We start from the raw sequence: 24282 nt of genomic DNA on the forward strand, positions 1-24282 counted from the left end.
TTAGACTAGTTATAAATACTAATACAAATCTAAATGTTAGCAGTGTAGTATACAAGTTTATTTAGATTAAATTTAAATTGTTTTTAAGAGGATTGATTGTTCAATCTATGAAGCCTTATCCTTTAGATAGAAGAAGAGAGGGGGAAACATATAAGAAATTAACAAGGTGGTACCTACCTTCATTACGGTGACCAAATGTGATAAGTCCTTTTTGAGATTTTTTTAATTTGGAAATTTTAAGGTATACAGATCAATCATTTGATTTTGAATGTATTTTTCAGGTGTATTTCGGAGTACAAAATTTCTAATTTTTTCGCCCACGGGATTAGTGATAGCTATTTTTGATGTTATTCGTGATTGTTTAACCAGTTTTTGAACTTTCTTTTTTCTTGTTTCAAAAAACATCTGAAAGGCTTTTTGAGTATCTTTTTGTTTCTGTAAGATATTTGCTAAGTAAAATGCATCCTCAATAGCTTGAGCACCTCCTTGTCCCAAATCTGGAGTCATACTGTGTGCTGCATCACCTATTAAGCAAATATGCTCGGTATTCCATGCATTCAATAATTCTAGATCATATAAATCGGTTCTTATAATTTGATCAGAGGGGGTATCATTAATGATCCCATTAACCATTGGATCAAATCCAGAAAACATTTTTTCTAATTTTATTTTTAGGTTATTTTTATCATCCTTGAGATTAGGGTTACTTTTTTTAACTGCAAACCAATACACTTTATCCTCTGCAATTTTAGAAATACCGAATTGTAGCTTTTGCCCCCAAAGAGTGAGACCTGTAGCATGTAAGTTTTGAGGTAGAACGTATGATGATACTCCTCTCCAACAAGTTTGCCCGGTATATCTTAATTTACTATCAGGAAACACGTGTTTTCTAATTTTGGAATGTATACCATCTGCACCTATTACTGAATTTGTTTTAATAAGGCTACCATCTTCGAATGTAATAGTATAAGAGTTAGCTTCTTCTTTTTCAAAAGAGATTGACTTCTTATCAAGATAAATATTTTTTTTACTGGCAAAATTGAACAAAATCTTTTGTAAAATACCACGATGTATTGCTACCGTAGTAAAACCAAATTTTTCTCTTACAAAACCTTGATCAGAATCGGATATAGTATTTAGTTTATGATCTGCTACCGTAATCCTATCGAGGGCATTTCCTTGCATAACAATCTCCTTAAGTAAATCGTTATCGATCCAGTTTATCACTTGTAATGCATTTGGCGATAACCAAATCCCGGAGCCGATAGCTTTTATTTCTTTTGCTTGTTCGTATAATTTGAAAGGTATGTTTAGTTTTTCTAAACATAAGGCTGTGGTTAATCCACCTATTCCACCTCCTAATATTGTAAGATTCATAATCTTATGTTTTTACAAAGATCGATACAAAAAATCAAGAATTATTTGATCTATATCAAATTCCGGTATGAATCTATTAACTTGTAAATAAAGATCTCTAAACTTACTTTTTTACTACACTATATATAGAAGTAGTGTTTTCTTTTCCCCTTAATTTGGTTTCTCCCATATTTTGGTAGGTAAAGGTCTTATCCTTTTTAACATATTCAAAAGTAGTACCCGAAATCAAGAATGATGCATCAAAGACTTTACATTGTTCCTGAATTCTTGCAGCTATATTTAGCGTATCACCATGGTACGCTATCTCTCGTTTTAAACTACCTACTTCGACAACTGTTACCATCCCCAGATCCATTCCTGCTTTAAAATAAGGAACAACACCATATGTTTTGTCATAATAATTAGTCCTTGCAATTAATTGATTTTTAAAAGCAAAGAAGGCTTTCAGGCAATCGTTTATAGGAGTGTTCTTTTTTATCTTCCATGTTAAAACAACTTCGTCCCCAACATATTGATATACTTCAGCTTTATGTTTTTCTACTACAGATAAATCAAAAAAACAATCTTGTATGAACCTGCTATATTTTATATGTCCTAATTTTTCGGCAATAGTCGTAGACGATTTTAGATCCAAAAACATAAAAACTCTAAATTCTTCACGGGGGGTATAAAACTTTCCGGTTATTAACTTTAGTAAATTACCACTACCTAATAATTTATTGATTTGCAATACAATTACAATAATACTATTCGTAAGTATCGAATAGATTAAATTGACAATAATAATAGGGTTGTCCAAAAAATCGATAAATAGTAAGTCTGGACTTAGACCAGTTATTCTTAGAAATATGTAGATAAATAAATAGATAATTACCATTATGAGAACATGAATAACAAGCCCTTTGAGGAGCGTGGCTCTAAAAGACATTATTCTTCTAATGGAATGATCACTAAAGTATTGTACACTGCCAAACGTAACTCCGGCAAATAATGAAACAAAGAGTAATATCGGAAGAATGGTTAAGAATGGAAAATCAATATTTATTTTGGTAAGAAGAGGTTCAAAACTGAATCCTCTTGTGATTTCCCAGATAAGCGAAGAGATTATCCATCCAATAGTAAATTTAGAGACAGTTCTTAGCCACTTATAATTCATTAATCTCGTGTTTTATGGTACGGCGAAAATACAAAAACATTGAAGAAACAATTTTAAGAATTCAAGGATTAATTGATTTTTTTATCCATGGTACTATTTGAAATAGAGTTACCTTTGTTCTGTAACAACTAACCAATAAAATGAAAAAAATCACAGTTATTATTTCTCTGTTTTTTGCTGTAGCAATCCATAGTCAAAACCTTTCTGAATTATATGAAACCATAAATTCTTCTGTGGTGGTTATCGATGTAGTAAGTGTAGAGTCTGATGGTGAAGGCACTCATAAAAAACTGGTTACTCAATCTTCTCAAGGGTCTGGCGTTTTGATTTCGGATAAAGGATTAATCTGGACAGCATCGCATGTTGTACAATCAGCAGAAGTGGTATCTGTAGAGTTTGTAGATGGAGATCGATATGAAGCAGAAGTTCTATCTTCTAATCCGCAGGCAGATGTAGCTTTGATAAAGATTATAAATGGTTTTGAACTGAAAAATAAAAAAGTTGTTAAAATAGGGAACTCTGATGAAGTTATGATTGGAGAGGATGTATTTGTATTAGGAGCTCCTCATGGATTTAAACAATCGTTGTCCAGAGGAATTTTAAGCGGAAGATTTATTCCCGAAAATCTAAGCAATGATTTTGTGAAAACAGAATTTTTGCAAACAGATGCCGCGATAAACCCTGGTAATTCTGGAGGTCCAATGTTTAACATGAAGGGAGAGGTAATAGGGGTTGCAAGTAGGATATATACAACCTCTGGTGGATTTGATGGTATTGGATTTGCTATTTCTTCTAATGTCGCCAAACGATTGTTAATGGAAGAAGCAAACCTATGGACCGGAATGGAGGCAATGTTAATTACTGGAAATATCGCAAGAGTTCTTAATGTACCCCAAGAATCAGGGTTGTTGATTCTTAATACATCAACCAAAGGAGCTGCTGGTAAACTTGGACTTAGAGGAGGAGATATTCAAGCAACGATAGATGGGATGGATATTCTGGTAGGAGGAGATGTTATCCTTGAAATTGCAGGAATAAAATTTGAGAATGATGATTCTGGTACACTCATTAAAGAAAAACTGAAAAAGTATAAGAAAGGAGATAAAATTTCAATTACTATTCTACGAGGAGGTAAAATAGGGACAATTAGCTTTGATAAGCAATAGTTTTTTTAAGACAAAAAACCTTCACCTTAAGATCAGGTAACTTCACCTCCCGATTTGTTTGCTTCACTGGGTAATTAGCCTTTAACCATATTGATTGTAGATACATTTGTACAAAGAAATCCAAAAGATTTGGATAGTATAATGTAAAACAAATCAGTATGAAAACTATACCCAAAGTAGCCACAATCATTTTAGTACTCGTTTCATTTTTTGGTATACAACCAGTTCTGGCACAAAGAAAAGGAGGAGTAGCCAGTAAAGACACCAAAGTATATCGTGATTATGATAACAGAAGATCTGTAGGAACAGATCACTATAGAGATGGACGTTACAGAACCCAACCCATCTATCGAAATCCACATTACCGATATCCAAGACATCATCGAGTTGTAAGGACATTGCCAAGGCATCATATGCGTGTAATGTATCTGGGCTTACCATATTTTTATTACGCAGGGATTTATTATACAGTATATAATGATGCATATACAGTAGTACTACCCCCATCAGGATTTAGAATAACTGTTTTACCAGTAGGGTATGTGAGTATAACTGTAGGTCCGTCAATATATTTTTACCATTCTGGAGTGTATTATACAAAAACAAGTACTCCTTCTTCTGAAGAGGTAAGATATGAGGTTACTTATCCTCCCGTGGGAACTTTGATCACAGATATCCATGAAGATGCCGAGGAGGTAATAATAGACGGTAAAATATTCTATGATTTCAATAATGTACTATATAAAAGAGTATCCACATTTGATGGTAATACAGCCTACGAAGTAGTTTATATAAATAAAGAAAATTAACAAAATAACATTCAAAATATATGTATATGAAAATTATAAAAAACCTAACGATTATCCTTGTCTTAGCTAGTTTTAGCAGTAATGCACAGAATGCTAAAGAAGCTATTCAAAACACAAAACAAATAGCAGAAGGGAAAAGGGATTTGGAAAGAGATATAAAGGAGTTAAATGCTTTAAAAGTTAAACTAGCAACATTTAAAACGGCTTTTGATGAACATAATACTATAAGAGTGAATAAGCAAAAGCAAGATATTATTAATGATATGATTCGAGAAGTAAAGCAAAGCGAAGTCAAAGCATTAAAAGCCAGAAACGAAATAGCCCAAAGTTCTGCAGAAATAAGAACGGATAGAAGAGAAATTAGACGAGATAAGGATGATAGCAACAGAGGTAGATATGATAGAAGAGATGATCAAAAAGATCTGGCTCGGGATAAAGCAAATATGAGAGATGATAAACGAGATCGTAGAGACGATGTGAGAGATTTTGAAGCACAAATAGCACGAGCAGAACGTCAAGCACTAATTTTAAGTAAACTAAGAGGATTTAATTTTTCTTTTAGCCCCAATACAGTAGATAAATCAATTGCCAACAAAAAACTTATGTATGAGTTTTTAGCATCTCTAAATGAAGATATTATAGCCACAAAAAGAGAATTAGCCGAAGATAACCGAGAGAGACATGAGGACAGAAGAGAACGCAATGACGATCGAGATGAACGTAATGAACATGACTATTACAAAAAGAGAAGAGTGAGGTAAGATTGATGACTCTCGAGTAACCCTTTTATTATATAATAGAAGGTTTTTTTTTGCGTCATCATATGGGAATTAACCCTCTTTAGGTCGTCTACCTACACCTATCAGGGCTTCTTAATGGCTCAACACCCTCTATAGACTGTTTGTAACCACCTGTTGGTCGCTTCAAAGTCATTTATAATCAATATGATAACACCTTATGGAATGTTTTTTAGGACCTAAGGACGGTTATGATATGGATTCTTTAGTGTTTTATGTAAGGATGTGAATATAGAATAAAGAAGGTGCTATATCATATTTGCTTTAAAAAGTAGCATAACAATGACTTATTTATGGCTAATAGGCTAAGCCAAGAAATGACTCAATAAATCTATTTAGTTACATACGAAAACGCTTAAAGTAGTATGGGATGATTCTAGTAGAACTCGGTAATATTCAAATAAAATCAGGAAGATCGAATATAAAAATGTTAGGCTAAATAAAGCTCACTATATGATTAGGTTAGTTCACTTGTTATTTTGGTCACTTCACTTAAAAAGTCAAAAAAACTCTATCAGTACCGAAGTACATTTGCGTAAGAAAATAAAGAAAAATAGTTACCAATAAACAAAACAAAAAATAACGAAAATGGAAACAACAAACTTTAGAATCGTATACAATCACAAAACGACTACAGTAGTAAAACAACCAACAGTTAAACAAGTACTAGCTAACTGGATTAAGAAGTGTAAAGAAAGTATGACAAGGCTATACAGTAAGTTAGAAGAATTAGGTATAGGTGCTGGTATAGCAATGAGAAACTAGAGTAGCAGTATCAAATGTTAAATGATAATATATAATTAGATGAAAAGGATTCAATCAATTTTAGATAACATCTCAAAGGAAATTAAAGACAGAGTAATGCAACAGAAAGAGGTAAAAAAGTATAAAGAAATTCTTTCTGGTTATGAAAATGACGAAAATGCATTTTTATTCATATAACAAGTCAAAAACAAAAAAATAAAGTCATGAAAACAATTCATAAAATAGTAGGAACCATGTTAGGAATGACACTCTTAGTAAGTTGTTCTGCTGTAAAAGTTACAGATTCATGGAAAGCAGTAAACACTGAAGACATAAAACAAAAGAATATTATGGTAGTAAGTAAAACAGATAATCAGGTAATCAGAACAAGATTTGAAAAAGATATGGTATCAAGGCTAAATGAGAATGGATACAAATCTGTAGAGAGTATTGAGATTTTTCCGGGGGTAATACCTACAAAGGAGCAAAGTTATGATCAGGTAGAAGAGATAAAGAAAGAATTGAAAAATAAAGGAGTAGATGTAGTAATAATGACCGTATTAAGAGATACACAGGAGTATACAGAAACGATTACTACAGGAACAACGTATCAAATGACAACATATCCTTCGTTCTACAGGTTTGGATATTATGGCGGATTCTATAGATACTACGGAACAGTTTTTACCGAAGCAGATCCTATAACAACAGTAACATCACTTGGTAAAAAATATATCTTGGAAACCGTAGTATATGATCTAACTCAATCTGAAGATAAAGAACTACTATCTGTGATTACAACAGTCGTAGATAACCCCGAAAATCTGGGAGTAACATCCAAAGATTTTTCTAAGAAAGTAACAAAAGCATTGTTGTAGTAAACAATTTTTCATAATTAGGTTTTTTTGATTTGACTGCCGCAGACATTGAAACAGTGTCGCGGCAGTTTTTTTGTATGCACTAAAAGAAGAAGTGTGTAGACGCTATCTCGTTAAACTAAATGTATATACTTGACACACTTAATTGAACAGTCTCGGGTAAGTTTTACTACATCTACTTATTATTCTTAAATATCTTTTCATTTTAATACAATTTGTACCAACCTATTTCAGACCAAGACGAGCTTCAGGATAGGAGTATTATGGGAAGTGTCGAGTTATCAAAAATGAAATCGTTCATTAAAAAAAAGAAGAATTAAAAGTTCATATTCCTTACAGGTCGTTTCACTTATTAATATAGCCGCTTCACACAGAAAACCACAAAAAACACTAGGGCATAGCGCTAAATTTGTACAAGAAACAAGTAATAAAACAACAAAAAACAATAAGCAACATGAAAGTAACAAGTTTAGTTTTAGTAACAATGTTTACAGGAGGTATAATTGTATTAGAGACAAAAAAAGAAAAGGGAGATAGTTTTGAATCCTTTAATGAGCGTAATCAAAAGCTTACCATTCTAGAGCAGGAGTTGGACAGAGAGATATGTGAGTTTCTATATAGCAATGAGTCCGGTAATGAAATCAGTTTTGAAAATACTTTTTCTGTAAAGAAAGAAGAAATAATAGAACCAAACGATATTGTTGATATTGAAGAAGAAGAAGAGATAGTGTTAGATGTTGAAGTAAAGTCATATATGCCCAAAGGTTTTAATAAATATAGTAGTTAATACCCCAGACCTTTACTTCGTTTGAAGAAGTCTCCAATTCCCATACGGAGACTTCTTTTTTTAATAATGAAAACTAAATATTATGTTTGGTAGATTAGAATATTCTTTAAGCTTATTTTTGTGTAAATTTAAAAATCATAAATCTATAGTTTTGCTATCTATATTAGACTTTCAACACATTAAACATACCGTAATAGTAAAGATAGCATTGCTAATCTCTGTACTAACTAATCTTCCGAGAACACTGTCTTTGTTTAATGTAACAGATAAGCTAATAGAATCTTTTTCAGAGGTATCTATAAAAGACATTATACTACGTGCTTTTTTTCTGTTTATATTTTCGTTTATAATACTTCAGTTAAATACCAACTGGAAGAATATATATCGCAAGTATTCTACTATAGTCAGAAGTAGCATTACTACATTACTTAATAGTATTGTCTATCTGGGAGTAGTTGAGTTGTTTACTATAGTATATCCCTTATTTGTAAAAGAATCTATCTCAGAGCCCGAGAAAGGGTTAATTTATTTTGTATATCTGGTGGTACTACTAATTGCCGTTTTTATAGCTCGGATTTTGAGTTATCAAATTGTGCATCAAAAGGATCTTTTGGAAAATGAGAGATTAAAACAACAGAATCTTCAAAAAGAATTAACAGCTTTAAAAAATCAAATTAACCCTCATTTTCTTTTTAACTCACTTAATTCTTTAAACTCCATTGTAAGAGATAATAAAGAAGCGACTACTTTTGTACATAAATTATCATTTATGTATCGTTATATTTTACAAAGTGGTGATAGAGATTTAGTTTCTCTAAAAGAAGAACTTAAGTTTTTAGAAAGTTATATCCACTTGGTAAAAACTAGATATAGAGATAGATTCACAATTGATGTTTCTATAGACGAAAAATACCTAGAAAAAGAAATTCCACCATTGGCATTGCAACTGTTAGTCGAGAATGCTGTAAAGCATAATGAAATTTCTAAAAGCAACCCATTGCATGTCTTGGTGTATGTAAAAGACGGTTTTATTTATGTCGAAAATAGAATCAGACCCAGAACCTCTTTTGTAGATAGTACAGGTAATGGATTAATGAATCTGGACAAAAGATATTTTTTGTTAAAAAAGGAACATATCAGTATCAGTAATGCTGATAATGTTTTTAGAGTAAAACTACCTATAAGTTAATAGATATGAAAGTAGTAATAGTAGAAGATGAGATTGCAGCAAGTGATAACCTTACGTTTTTGTTGAAAGCCATTAATCCCGATATAGAAATCCTTACAGTGCTAGATTCTGTAAAATCTGCTATTATGTATTTTTCTACCCCTAATATGGCTGAATTGATTTTTATGGATATACATCTGGCTGATGGTATTTCTTTTGAAATTTTTGAAGAAGTTGATATCAAAACTCCAATCGTTTTTACGACAGCCTACGATCAGTATGCGATTAAAGCTTTTAAGGTTAACAGTATAGATTATTTGTTAAAACCAATAAACGAAGATGAATTAGAAGAAGCAATACTGAAGTTTAGAAGCAAATCTGAGGATGACAAAGGAATAAATGCTCAAATGAGTGGGATGTTACAATTGCTTCAAACAAAAACCAAATCCTACAAGACTACCTATTTGGTACATCAAAGAGATGAATTGATACCCATCAAAACTGAAGATATTTCTTATTTTTATATAGAAACTGGGATTGTAAAAGCAGTAACCATACACAATAAGTCATATAGTATTGATAAGAAGTTAGAAGATGTTGAAAATGAATTAAACCCTGAACGCTTTCATAGGATCAATAGGCAGTTTATTGTAGAAAGAAATGCAATTGTAAATATTAAGCACTATTTTAATGGTAAGTTAATCGTAAATGTTAATCCGCCATCAAAAGAAAGAATGGTAGTAAGTAAGGCCAAATCATCAGAGTTTAAGAAATGGGTGAACTCATGATTTTTCTAAATACATTGAATAAAAATAAAGCAAATAAATTTTAACTCACAATATATTAAACCGGCTATAATCTCTTTGAGATAAAGTCCAACCACTAAAACACTAACCATGAGAATTACAGTAACGAGCTTTTTATTATTAATCTTTGTAACAACATTTGGACAAACACACGAAGAAAAACTATTAGAAAGACAAAAGAATAAAGTAGAAATCTTTACATCAGGAGAAAAGGATAATTTGCAATTTTTCTTTAATGAGCAGGTAGATAAGATGAAGCTCTCAGAAGATTTGAGAGATGATTATTATGGAATAATATTATATTATACCAATAAGATGGGCCGCATTGGGGATAGGAATAAAGGATATACCGAAGCAGAGAAAAAAACTAAACTCGATGCAATGGTCATTCAATTAAATGATGAGGTAAAAGAGATTTTAACCAAAGAACAATACCAAATACATAAAGAAAGTTTTGGTAAAATTATTACCAGTGTTTATAATAGGAAAGGGTGGGACAAGAATAACTAAATTTCTTAAATAGAATCTTTACTTAGTACCCGCTGATCAAATATTTAAAACATTTAATTTTTAGTATCACACATATTATTTTAGTATATGAGAAATATAAAACTAGTATTACTACTTGTTTTCATTAACGTGCTAGGCTATTCCCAAGTCTCAAAAACAGTTACAATCGGTATTCTTGCTGATAAATCTTCAAAAGAAACACAACCCTTATTGACTAAACTTCAAAATGAAGTTAAATCCGTTGTTGGGCAGGATGCGATCATTGTCTTTAAAGAAGTATTAGAAAATAATATTGATGTTGTCAAGGCAAAATCTAATTATCAGACTCTTGTTAATGCTGATGTTGATATCATTTTGGCTTTTGGAGTCATCAATACCGTAGCCTTGTATCAAGAAAAAGTATATCCCAAACCGACAATCATATTTGGTTCTGTAAATGGTGATTTCTATGATCTTCCCAAAGGGAAACAAACATCAGGAATAAATAATATTACATATATTATTACACCATTTTCTTACACAAGCGATCTAGAGGCTTTTGAAACTATTTATGATTATAAAAAAATAGGAATTATAGTCGATGATTTTATACCCGACATGTTACCAGTTAAGAAATTATTTGATGATTACTTCTCTAAGAAAGAAGCTACATACAAGCTAATTTCACTCCAAGATGATGGAAATTTGAATACCGAGTTAGATGATATAGATGCTGTCTATCTGGCGGCAGGGTTTTACTTAGATAAAGAAGAGTTTTCGTCTTTGGTTAATACAATAAACTCTAAAAAACTACCTTCTTTTTCTGCTTATAGCAAAGAAGATGTCGAAAAAGGAATATTGGCATCTAACCAGCCAGAGACTAATATTGATCAGTTTTTTAGGCGTATTGCACTTAATGTAGAAGCCATAGTAGGAGGAACAAATCCTTCAGAGTTACCTATGTATGTGGAGTATAAAAATAAGCTCTCCATTAACTTTAATACTGCAAGACAAATTGGGTTCCCAATACGGTATAGTATGCTGGGTAAAGCCGATTTTATTAGTGGAGAAAATGATGTAAAATCCAATATCTCGTATTCTATTTTGGATATTATTAATGGAGTAGTAGAAAAAAACCTCTCGCTTCATTCAGAACGTAAAAATGTAGAATTAAGTGGTCAAGATGTAAAAACAGCCAAGAGTAACTACCTACCGGATCTTACTGCTAATGCAACAGCAGTATATATTGATCCTAAAGTGGCAGAGATCTCTAATGGATCTAATCCGGAGTTTTCGACATCAGGGAATGTTGCTTTAGAACAGGTTATATATTCAGAAAGTGCTGGAGCCAATATTACGATCAAAGAAAATTTACAAAAGGCAGAACAAGAAAATTATAATGCAGCAGAATTGGATGCGATTCTAAATGCATCAGTGGCATATTTTAATGCATTGATATTAAAGACTAATGTAGAAATTCAAAATCAAAACCTGCAAGTAACTAAAAAAAACCTACAAATCGCAGATCAGAATTTTGAAGCCGGAGAATCTGGAAAATCAGATGTGTTACGTTTTAAAAGTCAGTTGGCTCAAAATACCCAAAGTTTGATTGATGCAGATAATCAAATGCTTCAGGCTTTTAATACCATTAATCAGCTAATGAATAATGATATAGCTACCGAGATAGACATTGAAGATGCCGAAATATCAAAGGGGATTTTTAAAAACTATAAATATGAAGAGTTTCTACAAATTCTTGATGATCCTAAACTTAGACCATCATTGATAGGATTCTTGGTGGAAGAAGCGAAGAAAAATGCTCCTGAGTTAAAAAATATTGGGTATAACGTAGAAGCGACCCAAAGAAACTATAGGCTTAATCATTTAGGAAGATTAATACCGACTGTGGCTTTGCAAGGCAAATATAACCTTACGTTCTCAGAATCGGGTAAGGGGACTACTGTACCAATTGGTTTTCCAAACCCACCTGATGGGTCGTACAATGTTGGGCTTAATTTGTCACTTCCTATTTTTCAGAAAAATCAAAGAAACATAAATAGGCAAACCGCAAAAATACAGGAAGATCAGTTAATGATTCAGAAGGATAATGTAGAACTAAATATCGAAAAAAATGTGAACGATCTTTTGTTAGATATCATCAATCAGATTGCCAATATTGAGATATCAAAAGTATCAGAAGAGGCGGCAAAAGAGAGTCTCGATTTAACACAAAATGCGTATGCACAAGGAGCAGTACCATTGATTCAGTTAATAGATGCACAAACTAATTATTTACAAACGCAGTTGGCTAGTGCTACTGCCAGTTATAATTATTTGCTTACCTCTATACAATTAGAGCGAGCAATAGGATACTTCTTTTTAGTGAATACAGAAGAAAGTAATCAAGAATTTATTAGAAGAGCTAATGAATATATTCTTAGTGAAAATTAAAATCAAATATACAAAGAGAAATAGTACTCCTGCATCTAACTATTAGTGTCTAATGACAATCAGGAGATAAAATAAATGTCAAGGTAGCAGGGAATCATGTTTTTCTACTTAATAGACATAATGATATAAAACTAAAAACAAACTAACCGCAATGAAACTCACAAAATATATAATTCCTGTATTAGCATCTTTGGTGTTAAATGCCTGTAAAGATAAAGAAGTATTAAAAAAAGAAATACTGCGACCTGTACAATATCAAGTGGTAGGTAATATTGATGCTCAAAAAATTAGAACTTTTAGTGGTACAGCAAAAGCAGGAGATGAAATTGAATTAAGTTTTAGAAGTAATGGGATTATTACAAAACTTGATATTAAAGTTGGACAAAAGGTTAGTCAGGGTGACCTTATTGCCAAGTTGGATAATGTGCAAGCCAACCTGGCATATGAGCAGTCAATTTCTGCGCTAAATAGTGCTCAATCTGCTATGAATACTGCTAAGTCTAGTTTGAATCGCATGAAATCTCTATACGAAAAAGGGAGTAACTCTTTAAGTGATTACGAATCTGCAAAAAATGCTTATCAAAATGCATTGGATCAATATGAATCTGCAAAGCGCAATAAGAGTATACAGCAATCTCAGATTAGTTACGGATATATCAAGGCTCCAAAAGATGGTGTTATTGCCGCAAAGAATAGTCAGCTTAATGAAAATGTAAGTGCTGGTCAGGTAATAGCTGTGCTTAATGCAGGAGACCAAACAAATATTATCGTTGGATTACCAGAAAATGTAATCAATAAAGTGCATTTGGGAATGCATCCCAAGATTTCTTTTTCGGCATTAACCGATCAAACTTTTAAAGGAAGTGTTATTGAGATTTCACCTATCGTAGATGAAGGATCTGCTACGTATCCAGTAAAAGTTGATATCCTCGATGTAACCGAAGATATCAAACCCGGAATGACTGCAAATGTGACTTTTGATTTTGGAGAAGTAGAAACTACTACAGAAACGGCATTGGTTGTTCCCGTAAAATCAGTAGGAGAAGATGGTGATGGTAATTTTGTATTTCTTATAGAATCTAAAGATGAGTCAATAGGAATCGTAAAAAAACAGCGTATAGAAATTGGAGAGCTGACCACAGGAGGTTTTAAGATAAAGAGTGGACTTGTAGAAGGACAAAAGATAGCTACGGCAGGATTACAGACCTTATTAGATGGTCAAAAAGTGAAACTATAATAATCATTATCAAAAGAATAAGATATGAATTTTGCTAAATTTTCTATAGAGAAAAACAGAGTAGCGTTAAGTATTCTTGGAGTTGTAATGATTATGGGAATGGTTTTTTACGCATCTCTTTCTCGAGATAGTATGCCACCATATACAGTACGTATTGCTTCGATCGTTTCTTCGTTTCCAGGCGCAAGTCCAGAACGAGTTGAAGAATTAGTAACTGATAAAATCGAAAAAGTAGCGCAAGAACTTCCAGAACTCAAAAATGTAAAGAGTACTTCGCGTACAGGCTTATCAGTAGTCAATGTAGAGCTCAAAATGGATGTAACCCCAGAAAAATTACAATCTGTATGGGATAGACTACGTCGAAAGTTGAACGCCATTAATGGGTTACCTAGTAATGTTCATCCGCAACTTAATGATGATGGTATTGGAGAAGTATTCGGGATAGCAGTAGGAATAACCAGTGATGGGTACTCTTATGCCGAAATGAAAGAAAAGGCAGATGACCTTAGAGATGATCTTATTAAATTAGAAGACGCAGCCAAGGTAGAAATCAATGGTGCGCAGGAGGAAAGGGTCTTTGTAAAATTTGATAACGCTAAACTTAAAGCATATGGGCTGACTTCCAGTAGCCTACAAGGAATTATTGCAAGTACAAATATTTTAAATTCTGGTGGTGAAGTTAATATAGAAGAAGAACGTATTATATTAGAACCTACAGGTAATTTTAATGATGTTTCTGATATTAAAAACATGTTGATCCCTATAGGTCAAAACGGGCAAGTAGTTTTTCTTGGAGATATTACAACTATCGAAAAAGGGTATATTAACCCACCAAAACAAAAAGTACGTGTTAATGGAAAAGAAGCTATTTCTCTTCACATCTCTTTAAAAGAAGGAAGAAATATTATCAAATTAGGAGAAGAAATAGATGTGCTGCTGGCTAAATGGAAAGAAAAACTTCCTGTAGGGCTAGAAGTAAGTCGATTAGCATCTATAGATCAATATATTGACCTTAAGATTAGTGATTTTTTGGGCAATCTAATGCAATCCATAGCAATCGTACTAGCCGTAATGCTAATTTTCTTAGGTTTTAGAACAGGAATGGTGATTGCCAGTTTAATTCCTATTGTAACGATCACCACATTAATGGTAATGGGGCTTATTGATGTTGGATTAAATCAAATTACATTAGCAGCCCTAATTATGGCTCTAGGAATGATGGTAGATAATGCAATAGTCGTTGCAGAATCTATTATGGTAAAAATGGAGGAAGGAATAGATGTAAAGAAAGCAGCTATAGATTCTTGTGCAGAATTGTTTATGCCTTTATTAATATCTACCCTAACAACATCAGCAGCTTTTCTGGCATTTTTTATGGCAGAATCTGTAATGGGTGATATTATGGGACCTATTTTTGTGGTTATAACTATTGCTTTATTGTCTTCCTGGTTAATTTCCTTAAGTATCATTACATTGTTTTGTGTATTCTTTCTTAAAATTAAAAAGAGAGAAGACGGAAAAATAGGGTTTTTGGATCGAATGATTAATGAATTGAAAAAGAGGTATAAAGATCTTATTATGTGGGCGTTATCGTGGAAGAAAATGGTACTGGTTAGTATTGTAGCTTTGTTTCTCCTATCAATATTTGGTTTTACAAAATTAGCATTTGTATTTTTCCCTGATAGTGATCGTAATATGATTACGATTGATATAAATTTACCCCAGGGAACAAAAATAGAGAGTACAACAAGTACAGTACTAGCAATAGAAGAATATATCAAGAGTAACCTAAAAGTAACTTCAGAAAAACCTGATGGTATTGTAGATTGGTCATCTTATATAGGTGAAGGACCATCATCTTATGATTTAGGTTATAATGCAGATGAACCTAATTCTAATTATGCACATATTTTGGTAAATACCTCATCCTTTGTTGTTAATGCAGATATGGTAAAACAATTAGATACTTTTTGTTTTAATACCTTTCCTAATGCAGATATAAAGATTGGATTTTTGGGATCAGGAGGAGGAGGAACTCCAATTGAAATAAAGGTCTCTGGTGATAATCCAGATAAGTTGGCAAGTATTTCCGAAGAAATAAAAGCAAAATTATTTAGTAGTCAAGGAACCAAAAATATCAAAGATGATTGGGGACCAAAAGGAAAGAAGTTTGTTATTGATATTGATCAAAACAAAGCACAGTCTGCTGGGATTACTAATCAAGATGTTGCCATTTCTCTACAGACAGTACTGGATGGTTTTCAAGCAGGGGAGTTTAGAGAAAATGATAAGTCTATTCCTATCATTATGACTAGTAACCAAGGAAAACAACAATCACTAGCTTCTTTGGAAACACTAAATATTTATGGTCAAAATTCTGGTAAAAGTGTTCCTCTCTTGCAAGTAGCTAGTATTGTACCACAATGGCAGTATTCAAAAATTAAACGCTTGGATTTAACTAGAACAATCAATATCTCTAGTGAATTGACAGAAGACGGAAATGCTTCAGAAATTATGAAATCTATTACTCCATGGCTCAAAGAACAAGAATTAGAATGGGGTGAAGACTATACATACCAATTGGGAGGTGATGCAGAGAATAGTGCCGAAAACATGGGTGCCGTGGCTAATTATTTACCGCTTTCTGGATTTATTATAATAATGCTATTGATCATTCAGTTTAATTCTTTTAGAAAAATGACAATGATAGTAAGTACAATTCCTTTGGGGGTTATAGGTATGGTTATAGGCTTATTGTTGTTTAGGGTTCCGTTTGGATTTATGGCATTTTTGGGGATAATTTCTCTTGCCGGAATCGTAATTAATAATGCAATTGTATTAATTGACCGAATAGAGATTGAAGAAAATGAGTTACAACGTAACCCACAAGACGCAATTATTGCCGCCTGTTTACAACGTTTTAGACCTATTTTGTTGGCAACATTTACTACAGTGTTAGGGTTAATTCCATTGTATCTTGGAGGAGGAGAAATGTGGGAACCAATGGCGGTAACTATTATGATTGGATTATTATTCGGTACAGTAATTACACTAGTATTTATTCCTGCATTTTATAGTGTATTATATAAGATTGATTATAAAGAATATACCTTTAATGAAGAACTGTTAAAATAGATATAGGGTATCCTTATTTTGGCTGTGTGAAAAGAACGTTGTTTGACTAAAAAAGAAATAGAAGTTAAAAATATTTATAAAGTATGTTAATAGAGAAGTTATTTCCGTATCGTTTTGAAATTTTCTTTTTTAGTCAAGTAACTATTCTTTTTGGTTCTCTAGTTTTTCCGACAATACTTTTTGAAAATGTAATATCTCCTATTTTGTTTCAAATTAACTTAATGGCTGGAATACTTCTGCTATCCAAAAACAAGATGGTAATGTTGTTTTTTATTATTTTACTAGTCATAGCAGGTGTTGTTTTTGGCTCTAGCTTATTAGATACAAGAAATAACAGGTTTTTTAATTTTGTGAAGTTGATTATTTATTTTGCGTATTATGTTGTGGTTACTTTTGAAATTGTAAAACAGGTATGGAGGGCAGAGATAGTTAATAAGAATGTGATTTTTGGGTTGATAAGTGGTTACATTTCTTTGGGGCTTATAGGTTTTTTTATTTGTTTGAGTATCGAAATGACAGATCATGGTTCATTCTCTGGTATGTTATTAAATACATCTAATTCTGAAACTTTAACAGAAGAACTTATGTATTTTAGTTATATTACTATTTTGACGATTGGATATGGTGATATAATTCCTGTAACAGCTTTGGCAAAAAAAGCTTCGATACTTATAGGACTAATGGGGCAGTTTTATCTGGTGATTATAACAGCAATCATTGTTGGGAAGTATCTTAATCAGCTACAACATCATAGGAACTCGAAAAGCAATTAAAAAAACATCTGTTTCTTTAAGATAATCCAATACTATAGTAAGGTATCAAATCATAGAATTGTTTCTCTTTTTTATTTCGTTAACCAGTATCTGATATAAATCTTCTGAAACATATGGTTTTTGAATTAGTCCATTCATTCCTGCATCCTTTATTTTATCGTTAACCTCAAAAAAAGTCGCCGCTGAAAGCCCCAAAATAATTACATCTTTATCAAAAGCCCGAATCTGTTTGGTGGCTTCAAAACCATCCATGTTTGGCATCATTAAATCCATCAAAATAATATCATAATCGTTTTCTTTGTATTTAGATACTACCTCAATTCCATCAGAAGTTACATCACATAATAGACACCTTTTTTCAACGATTTTTTTAGTTATTAGTTGATTTAATTTATTGTCTTCTGCTAAAAGAACCTTTCGCCCAACTAATACATTTTCTATTTCTTCTTTTGATATTTTGGGCTTAGATTGTTCTTGGGTTTTATTGAGTACAAGTGTAAACCAAAATCGAGTTCCACAACCGTATTCGCTTTTGTAAAAAATTTCACTACCCAAAACTCTAATCAGGTTTTTGACTAGAAAAAGACCAAAGCCAGTGCCTACAAATTTACCATTTAGTTCATTGGAGAATGGTTGAAATATTTTTTCCTTCATCTTATCAGATATGCCTACACCATTGTCTTTGACTTCAAAATAAACTTTTGCAGTGTTTTCATGTTCTTCAAGTAATTTTACTTCTAATGTAACATTCCCATTTTGGGTAAATTTTATAGAATTACTTAGTAGGTTGATAAGTATTTGAGAGATTTTAATACAATCACCTTTAAAATGTTTTGTTAGCCTGTGATCAATATTAAAATCAACTGTATTATTATTGTTGTTATTTGCATAATAGGCTATTGAGCTCTTTACATTTTCTATAACATCGTTAAACTTAAATTCAACTTCATTAGTTTCAACTATATTTGTTTCTGCAGAATTAAAACTTAAAATATTATTGATAAAGTTTAATAAATAGTTTGCAGATGTATTTAGCGAGTCGACGAATGCTTTGTTTTCTGGTTTTAAGTCATTTTGTAATAAAAGATTAGAAATACCAGTTATAGAATATAAAGGAGTCCTTAACTCATGAGTTATTGTAGATAAAAAATTAGATTTGTCCTGCGCTATTTTTTCAGCTTGATTTTTAGCAATAATCAATTTGCTATTTGTTCTTTTTAAGATACGGTTGATTTTTATCTTGTTAAAAAACAGTGATATAAGAGCTACAAAAAAAGAAATAGAGACGAAGGTAGCCGTAATAATATTGGCTTTTAGTTTTTTAGATTTTAAATCAGCCTTTATTTTGAGCTCTGACTCCAAATATTCTTTTAGAATATCATAAACCCGTTTGTTATCTAAATTTCTATTAGAGTAATAGTTAAACTGCTCATTTTTGTAAAAATAAGCATCTTTATAGCTTTCTTGTTTTAAGTTACAACGTATTGCTAATTCAAAAAAGGTCTCATAGTCAAAGGTGTCGTAGATTGCATCTGTTCCTAATTGAAGGTAGATATTGTTCACAATTTGGCATCCCTTTTTATATTCCCCAATATTATACAAGACATCAACATATTTTAGTAACAAACTATAGTATAGGTAAGGTTTGATAAGCTTATTTGAATAGAAATCGAATATTTCTTTAAAAGAGTCTTTTGCTCCCAGGTAATCATTTATTTCTACACAACTTTTAATATCGTTGTAATTATATCTAATAAAATATGCCTCTTTTTTTACGGGAGATATAATTTCATAAGCATTTATGAGTCCATCAATAAAATCGAATTTTGTATATTCTTCATAAGATTTGGTTGTATCATAATTGACGAATAGAATTTCATTTTTGGATAGCTCCTTACTTAGTTTTTCAATTTTGGATTTCCAAAAATTGTTTTTCGGAAATCTATACGTTAAAATATATAATAAATGATTATCAAGAATTTGAGTATTTTCAACTAGATTATTTTTTTTTGCATACTCCAACGCTTGGATAAAACTTTGTACCGACCTACTTATTTGATCTTTATGATCATAATAAATGCCTTTTGCGGTTAAATATGAAATCTTACGTTCAATAGATATTTCTTCATTCGTAATAAGACTATCTATTTTTCCAATATAGTATTGTGCAGAGTCATTTTGTCTTGTTCTTGAAAAAAGAAAAAACTTAAATTTTTGATAATCAAAGTAATTTGAAGTGTTTTTTGTCGACGAATATTCTAGTTTCTTTAATTCGACTTCTACTTTGATTTTGTAGTGATCAAAATAAAAGGGAGAATAATAATGCGATAACATTGATAATTCGCGGTTTGATAAATCTGTTATGTGTAGTTTACTAGGAGGTTTGGGGGTAATATGCACATTTGCAATAAGGGAAAGTGAAAAACAAAAAAATAGCAAGCACAAACATATTTTTAAATCTTGGGGCATAGAATTCAAACATTTGTTAGAGCTCTAATTTAATAAAAATAGAATTAAAGCGTTTATAGGGTAATTTAATTGTTTTTTATGAATAAAAATTATGAACCAAATCATTAAGAACATTAACTTTGCCAATATTAAGAAAGGAAATTTGTGATTCAGGATATAATTATAGCCATATTATGGAGTATTTCTCCTTTTGGAGAAGCAAAGGTTGGGATTCCCTACGGGATGTTTAATGGAGTAAACATCTATTTAGTATTTGCGGTATGTTTTTTAGCAAATGTACTAGTCTTTCCAATAATGATGTTTTTTTTAGAAAAAATAAATAACTATTTACTAAGATGGAATTTTTATAAGAAATCTGCAATATATGTTGCCCGAAAAGCAAAGGTTGGCTCAGGAAATAAAATTAAGAAATATGGTTTTTGGGGGCTTCTGTTTTTTGTAATGATACCTCTTCCAGGAACGGGAGTTTATGCAGGAAGTATTGCAACATATTTATTTAAAATAAAAAAAAGAAAAGCCTTTTTAGCTAATACATTAGGAATTTTCTTTTCTTCTGTTATTGTGTGGACTACTACATTACTTACCATGAAAGGGATTAGCTAGGAATTATTATTCTTTCTGGTGCTCTAAAATGACATATAAGGAATATAATTTTTTAAAATACTGATATTCGTCATTCTTAGAAATCTAAAAACGTACTAACATTGATATTCAAATGTAGGTATGGAAATCTCTAATGATATAGTTTTACGACCCAGGTTTTTTATAGATATAGATATACCGGCGGAAAAAGCACTCGAAGCCTTTGAAAAGGCAGGAGACACCTGTAAGGATTTTAAAATAAGTAGGGTTGATCATCATGTTTTTATACGTATTCCAAAAAAAGAACAACATTTTTGGTCTCCGCAATTGCATTTAGAAATTTATGATGTTGCAGAAGACAAACCTAAACTCAAAGGACTTTTTGGTCCAAGTCCTACCGTATGGACACTTTTTATGTTTTTGCATTTTGTAGTAGCAATTCTATTTGTAGGAGCTGTAATATGGATGTATGTAAATATTCGTTTCGAAGAATCGTATATTTATCCTATTGTTTCTATGTTTTTTCTTGCTATTACTTGGTTTGTATTATACTTTTCTGGTCGCTTAGGAAGACAGGCAGGTAAAAAAGAAATGCATTTACAATATCTTTTCATGAAAAAAGTCTTAAGATCTAATGTGTAGTTGTAATTGTTTGTATATAAAGTGTTTAAAAGTAAAGATGTTAGATCAAACTGTAGATTGGTATAGTAATTGTTATATTCCTTTTGTAAACTTGTATCGTTAGAGTGCAAAAGGACTAGTTAAATGTTTATTTGTTAAACTTTTGATTATGAGTATAAAATAATATTACCTTTAGTATGGTTTAAGAATAACAATAAATCATTAAGATTAGTGCTTTGAAAACTACTTGCGAAAGTATAACTTTAACCCCTCAAATAACCTATTTATTATGTGCAGAGCAAATTTTTGGAATACAAAAAAAACTTTATTGATACTTGCAGTTTTTGGTTTTTTTATTCAAATGCAAGCCCAACGAAATGAACAGATTTCTATAGAATCTATTAGTAATGAAGAATTTACGGTGAGTAGCCTTAACGGAATTCCTTTTACAATTGTTTTAGAAGAAAGCAATAATGATGGTCAATTTCATTTAGGAGTAAATAGGACATTAACATTTAAGGTCGCAGATTTAATTGAAAAAAGAAGTACACTTAGAATTATATTTGAAGATGAGATATATCATTCTTTAGAAAATAACCTTATAGCACAATATCACTCCGATTTGGATTGGATAGAGTCTTCTCTAGACATCCCGAAAAGTGTATTTGAAAAACTACCAACTCGCCCCGTTTTTCTAAATAATAGTTTGGAAGAATTAAAGGCTAAGGTGTTTGAATATGCAAACACAGAATCGCAAGAAAGATATTTTAATCAGTGGATTGAAAAAATAAATTATTCTGTTGGAGCTGTGGAGTATTTCCAGAAATTGTTTACTGCATCTAATGGTGAAAGCAATGAGCACAGACATAATTTTTTACCGATTAATATATATGAGGAACTTCAAAGAAGCAAGTGAGATAAAAATTAGTCTAGTTGCAGAATAAAGATAGTGTCAAAGTATATGAAAAGAACTTCTTAATAATTATACTTTGTTGATCTGAAAATCATAAAAGTTATACAAAAAAAGTCCTGAAAGCTTTCAGGACTTTTTTTATAGGATTAGCCCAATTTTTTTATGATAGCTATTGTCTAAAAAGAAAAAGATTCAAGATCTGTAAGATTTTCACTTTTTTTTTTGATCGATACTAAACGACCATTCAACGGTATAAGTAGGAGCTCTACCGAAAAGCATAAAAGTATTGTAAGAAATAAATTTATTTTGAACATACTGTTTACAAAAATGTTAATCCATTTGTACTAAACAAAACCTTTATCCAAAAAACCAAATTGTTGTTATTAAAGAAAAAACTGTAAATAGAATCATTGATAATGAAGATCAAATAAGAATAAATTCATACAAGATACTGAAAGATAGATCTTTGTGTGGTGATCTTTATTCTGATAGCATGATTGAATCTAATCATGTTATAAATACTATTGTAAAATATATTTTTGGTAAAACTAATTATTACGATATAGCATGGGAGGTTGTAGTTAATCTTGTTGGTTACCTTCAATGTGAGGATTGTGTGGTATATCTGATTAGAGAAGACGGTAAGTCAATGGAGCAAATTGCGGCTTATGGAAACAAGGTGGATAATAAAAAAATAATTAATAAACTTATTATTCCATTAGGTAATGGCATTGTAGGTACCGTAGCAAAAACTGGAATTCCGGAGGTGATTCATGATACTTCAAAGGATGAAAGATATATTGAAGATATTGAGTTTAATTATTCAGAAATAACCATACCAATAGTTGTAAATGGTGAAGTAATAGGAATTATTGATTCTGAGCATAAAGAAAAAAATTATTATACCTATGATAATCTATTGACTCTAATGAATGTTTCTAGAGTAATAGCAAAACAATTAAACAATGCTTTAAGATTAGAAAAAAGCATAGAAAATGAAAAAATATATAAACAACTTAATTATGAGTTAAAGAAAAAAAACAAAAGTTTAGAAGAATATGCGCACATTGTTTCTCATGATTTAAAATCCCCTTTAAGAAAAATATCTACCTTAATCGAATGGGTTAAAGAGGATAACATTAGTAAACTAGATAAAACTTCCTTGAATAACATACAACAAATAGAATTCTCTTTAGAGCATATGGAAATACTTATAAATGATGTATTAGAATACTCTAGTATTGAGCAAGGTTTAATTAGTAAAAAGGTAATTAACGCCCAAGCATTAGTAAAGAGCATTTTTGAAAGCATTGATATTCCCAAAAATATAAGTATAGAAGTAGGAAATATGCCCGATGAACTCTACACAGATAGAGTAAAAATTGGACAAGTATTCAAAAATTTAATTAGTAATGCAATAAAATATAATGATAAAGAGGTTGGCGTAATAATGATTAATTATACTGATTTAGGAAGTGAACACCAGTTTACCATAACTGATAATGGGATTGGAATTGATAAAAAATATTTCAGTAAGATATTTAAAGCCTTTGAATCCTTAAATAAGACCCATAAATCTACTGGTATCGGGTTGTCGATAGTTAAAAAGATACTACAGATGCTAAAAGGAAAAATATGGTTAGATAGTGAAGTTGGCAAAGGAACTTCTTTTTACTTTACCATAAGTAAATAACTTAATCTAAGTAATGTTAAACAAGAATATTTTAATATCGATATGCTAATGGGTTATTTCCCAATACAATATGTAACAAACCCCTATAAATAAAGGGGTAGGAGAGTGGAAGGTGAAATCACGGTGCTAGATTTTGTTTTCTTTTGGTAGGATATTATTAGATATCTATGTCACAAATGGCTATTAAGAGGCTGTAAACTGAACTCTGTCTGAGTTAAATTTTAATCATTA

21 protein-coding genes are annotated in these 24282 nt (G+C 31.2%); 18 read left to right on the forward strand and 3 right to left on the reverse strand.

All coding sequences use genetic code 11. The annotated features are described in order from the left end of the window. Positions 1–222: 222 nt before the first annotated feature. Both C1X07_RS21855 and C1X07_RS21860 read right to left on the reverse strand, forming a co-directional pair. Positions 223–1377 carry an FAD-dependent monooxygenase gene (locus tag C1X07_RS21855; protein ID WP_103072178.1) on the reverse strand — a complete coding sequence of 385 codons (1155 nt, stop codon included), beginning with the start codon at positions 1375–1377 and terminating at the stop codon, positions 223–225. A 103-nt stretch (positions 1378–1480) separates the two neighbouring features. Continuing rightward, positions 1481–2533 (reverse strand): adenylate/guanylate cyclase domain-containing protein, encoded by a 1053-nt coding sequence (locus tag C1X07_RS21860; RefSeq protein WP_103072179.1) that lies wholly within the window; start codon positions 2531–2533, stop codon positions 1481–1483. A 140-nt stretch (positions 2534–2673) separates the two neighbouring features. On the opposite strand from C1X07_RS21860, the gene C1X07_RS21865 reads away from it, so the two are divergent. The 14 genes from C1X07_RS21865 (at position 2674) to C1X07_RS21920 (ending at position 17773) form a co-directional block, all read left to right on the forward strand. Beyond that, positions 2674–3699 (forward strand): S1C family serine protease, encoded by a 1026-nt coding sequence (locus tag C1X07_RS21865; protein WP_103072180.1) that lies wholly within the window; start codon positions 2674–2676, stop codon positions 3697–3699. Positions 3700–3857: 158 nt separating this feature from the next. Continuing rightward, positions 3858–4508, forward strand: coding sequence for a DUF6515 family protein (locus C1X07_RS21870; RefSeq protein ID WP_103072181.1), 651 nt, complete (start codon positions 3858–3860; stop codon positions 4506–4508). A 26-nt stretch (positions 4509–4534) separates the two neighbouring features. After that, a complete protein-coding gene (locus C1X07_RS21875; RefSeq protein ID WP_103072182.1) occupies positions 4535–5269 on the forward strand; it encodes a hypothetical protein in 735 nt (244 codons plus the stop codon). A gap of 624 nt (positions 5270–5893) precedes the next feature. After that, positions 5894–6070 (forward strand): hypothetical protein, encoded by a 177-nt coding sequence (locus tag C1X07_RS25125; RefSeq protein ID WP_164914225.1) that lies wholly within the window; start codon positions 5894–5896, stop codon positions 6068–6070. Positions 6071–6109: 39 nt separating this feature from the next. Next, a complete protein-coding gene (locus C1X07_RS25130; protein ID WP_164914226.1) occupies positions 6110–6247 on the forward strand; it encodes a hypothetical protein in 138 nt (45 codons plus the stop codon). Positions 6248–6273: 26 nt separating this feature from the next. Then, positions 6274–6927, forward strand: coding sequence for a hypothetical protein (locus tag C1X07_RS21880; RefSeq protein ID WP_103072183.1), 654 nt, complete (start codon positions 6274–6276; stop codon positions 6925–6927). 454 nt (positions 6928–7381) lie between these two features. Then, entirely contained in the window at positions 7382–7714 is a 333-nt protein-coding gene (locus C1X07_RS21885; RefSeq protein WP_128755356.1) for a hypothetical protein, read from the forward strand. A 151-nt stretch (positions 7715–7865) separates the two neighbouring features. Beyond that, positions 7866–8903: a sensor histidine kinase gene (locus C1X07_RS21890; protein ID WP_164914227.1), complete on the forward strand. Its 1038-nt coding sequence runs from the start codon at positions 7866–7868 to the stop codon at positions 8901–8903. A 5-nt stretch (positions 8904–8908) separates the two neighbouring features. Beyond that, positions 8909–9670 (forward strand): LytR/AlgR family response regulator transcription factor, encoded by a 762-nt coding sequence (locus C1X07_RS21895; RefSeq protein WP_103072186.1) that lies wholly within the window; start codon positions 8909–8911, stop codon positions 9668–9670. A 108-nt stretch (positions 9671–9778) separates the two neighbouring features. Next, positions 9779–10198, forward strand: a complete 420-nt coding sequence (locus C1X07_RS21900; protein WP_103072187.1) for a hypothetical protein — start codon at positions 9779–9781, stop codon at positions 10196–10198. Positions 10199–10285: 87 nt separating this feature from the next. Continuing rightward, positions 10286–12628, forward strand: a complete 2343-nt coding sequence (locus C1X07_RS21905) for a TolC family protein (protein WP_103072188.1) — start codon at positions 10286–10288, stop codon at positions 12626–12628. A gap of 151 nt (positions 12629–12779) precedes the next feature. Next, positions 12780–13865 (forward strand): efflux RND transporter periplasmic adaptor subunit, encoded by a 1086-nt coding sequence (locus C1X07_RS21910; protein ID WP_103072189.1) that lies wholly within the window; start codon positions 12780–12782, stop codon positions 13863–13865. A gap of 24 nt (positions 13866–13889) precedes the next feature. After that, positions 13890–17000, forward strand: a complete 3111-nt coding sequence (locus C1X07_RS21915; protein ID WP_103072190.1) for an efflux RND transporter permease subunit — start codon at positions 13890–13892, stop codon at positions 16998–17000. Between the two features lie 83 nt (positions 17001–17083). Continuing rightward, positions 17084–17773, forward strand: coding sequence for a potassium channel family protein (locus C1X07_RS21920; RefSeq protein WP_103072191.1), 690 nt, complete (start codon positions 17084–17086; stop codon positions 17771–17773). A 45-nt stretch (positions 17774–17818) separates the two neighbouring features. Here the strand turns inward: C1X07_RS21920 and C1X07_RS21925 are convergent, their stop codons facing one another. Continuing rightward, positions 17819–20107 carry a hybrid sensor histidine kinase/response regulator gene (locus tag C1X07_RS21925; protein ID WP_164914228.1) on the reverse strand — a complete coding sequence of 763 codons (2289 nt, stop codon included), beginning with the start codon at positions 20105–20107 and terminating at the stop codon, positions 17819–17821. A 279-nt stretch (positions 20108–20386) separates the two neighbouring features. Here C1X07_RS21925 and C1X07_RS21930 point away from each other — a divergent pair, with 279 nt between their 5' ends. The 4 genes from C1X07_RS21930 to C1X07_RS21945 all read left to right on the forward strand — a co-directional run bounded on the left by C1X07_RS21930 (position 20387) and on the right by C1X07_RS21945 (position 24051). Further along, positions 20387–20845: a COG2426 family protein gene (locus tag C1X07_RS21930; protein WP_103072193.1), complete on the forward strand. Its 459-nt coding sequence runs from the start codon at positions 20387–20389 to the stop codon at positions 20843–20845. 120 nt (positions 20846–20965) lie between these two features. Further along, complete coding sequence (locus C1X07_RS21935; protein ID WP_103072194.1) at positions 20966–21466, forward strand: GTP-binding protein; 501 nt, start codon at positions 20966–20968, stop codon at positions 21464–21466. 268 nt (positions 21467–21734) lie between these two features. After that, positions 21735–22361, forward strand: coding sequence for a hypothetical protein (locus C1X07_RS21940; RefSeq protein WP_103072195.1), 627 nt, complete (start codon positions 21735–21737; stop codon positions 22359–22361). A gap of 490 nt (positions 22362–22851) precedes the next feature. Then, complete coding sequence (locus C1X07_RS21945; protein WP_103072196.1) at positions 22852–24051, forward strand: sensor histidine kinase; 1200 nt, start codon at positions 22852–22854, stop codon at positions 24049–24051. Positions 24052–24282 lie beyond the last annotated feature (231 nt).

It is taken from the genome of Aquimarina sediminis (genome assembly GCF_002895435.1).
GTDB lineage: Bacteria > Bacteroidota > Bacteroidia > Flavobacteriales > Flavobacteriaceae > Aquimarina > Aquimarina sediminis.

Bases quoted from the DNA above. Each gene is read 5' to 3' on its own strand.
- C1X07_RS21875 (WP_103072182.1), top strand. From the start codon at position 4,535: ATGAAAATTATAAAAAACCTAACGATTATCCTTGTCTTAGCTAGTTTT.
- C1X07_RS21940 (WP_103072195.1), top strand. From the start codon at position 21,735: ATGTGCAGAGCAAATTTTTGGAATACAAAAAAAACTTTATTGATACTT.
- C1X07_RS21895 (WP_103072186.1), top strand. From the start codon at position 8,909: ATGAAAGTAGTAATAGTAGAAGATGAGATTGCAGCAAGTGATAACCTT.
- C1X07_RS21915 (WP_103072190.1), top strand. From the start codon at position 13,890: ATGAATTTTGCTAAATTTTCTATAGAGAAAAACAGAGTAGCGTTAAGT.
- C1X07_RS21885 (WP_128755356.1), top strand. From the start codon at position 7,382: ATGAAAGTAACAAGTTTAGTTTTAGTAACAATGTTTACAGGAGGTATA.
- C1X07_RS21870 (WP_103072181.1), top strand. From the start codon at position 3,858: ATGAAAACTATACCCAAAGTAGCCACAATCATTTTAGTACTCGTTTCA.
- C1X07_RS21900 (WP_103072187.1), top strand. From the start codon at position 9,779: ATGAGAATTACAGTAACGAGCTTTTTATTATTAATCTTTGTAACAACA.
- C1X07_RS21910 (WP_103072189.1), top strand. From the start codon at position 12,780: ATGAAACTCACAAAATATATAATTCCTGTATTAGCATCTTTGGTGTTA.
- C1X07_RS21945 (WP_103072196.1), top strand. From the start codon at position 22,852: ATGATTGAATCTAATCATGTTATAAATACTATTGTAAAATATATTTTT.
- C1X07_RS25130 (WP_164914226.1), top strand. From the start codon at position 6,110: ATGAAAAGGATTCAATCAATTTTAGATAACATCTCAAAGGAAATTAAA.
- C1X07_RS21920 (WP_103072191.1), top strand. From the start codon at position 17,084: ATGTTAATAGAGAAGTTATTTCCGTATCGTTTTGAAATTTTCTTTTTT.
- C1X07_RS21865 (WP_103072180.1), top strand. From the start codon at position 2,674: ATGAAAAAAATCACAGTTATTATTTCTCTGTTTTTTGCTGTAGCAATC.
- C1X07_RS21935 (WP_103072194.1), top strand. From the start codon at position 20,966: ATGGAAATCTCTAATGATATAGTTTTACGACCCAGGTTTTTTATAGAT.
- C1X07_RS21855 (WP_103072178.1), bottom strand. From the start codon at position 1,377: ATGAATCTTACAATATTAGGAGGTGGAATAGGTGGATTAACCACAGCC.
- C1X07_RS21925 (WP_164914228.1), bottom strand. From the start codon at position 20,107: ATGTTATCGCATTATTATTCTCCCTTTTATTTTGATCACTACAAAATC.
- C1X07_RS21905 (WP_103072188.1), top strand. From the start codon at position 10,286: ATGAGAAATATAAAACTAGTATTACTACTTGTTTTCATTAACGTGCTA.
- C1X07_RS21880 (WP_103072183.1), top strand. From the start codon at position 6,274: ATGAAAACAATTCATAAAATAGTAGGAACCATGTTAGGAATGACACTC.
- C1X07_RS21860 (WP_103072179.1), bottom strand. From the start codon at position 2,533: ATGAATTATAAGTGGCTAAGAACTGTCTCTAAATTTACTATTGGATGG.
- C1X07_RS25125 (WP_164914225.1), top strand. From the start codon at position 5,894: ATGGAAACAACAAACTTTAGAATCGTATACAATCACAAAACGACTACA.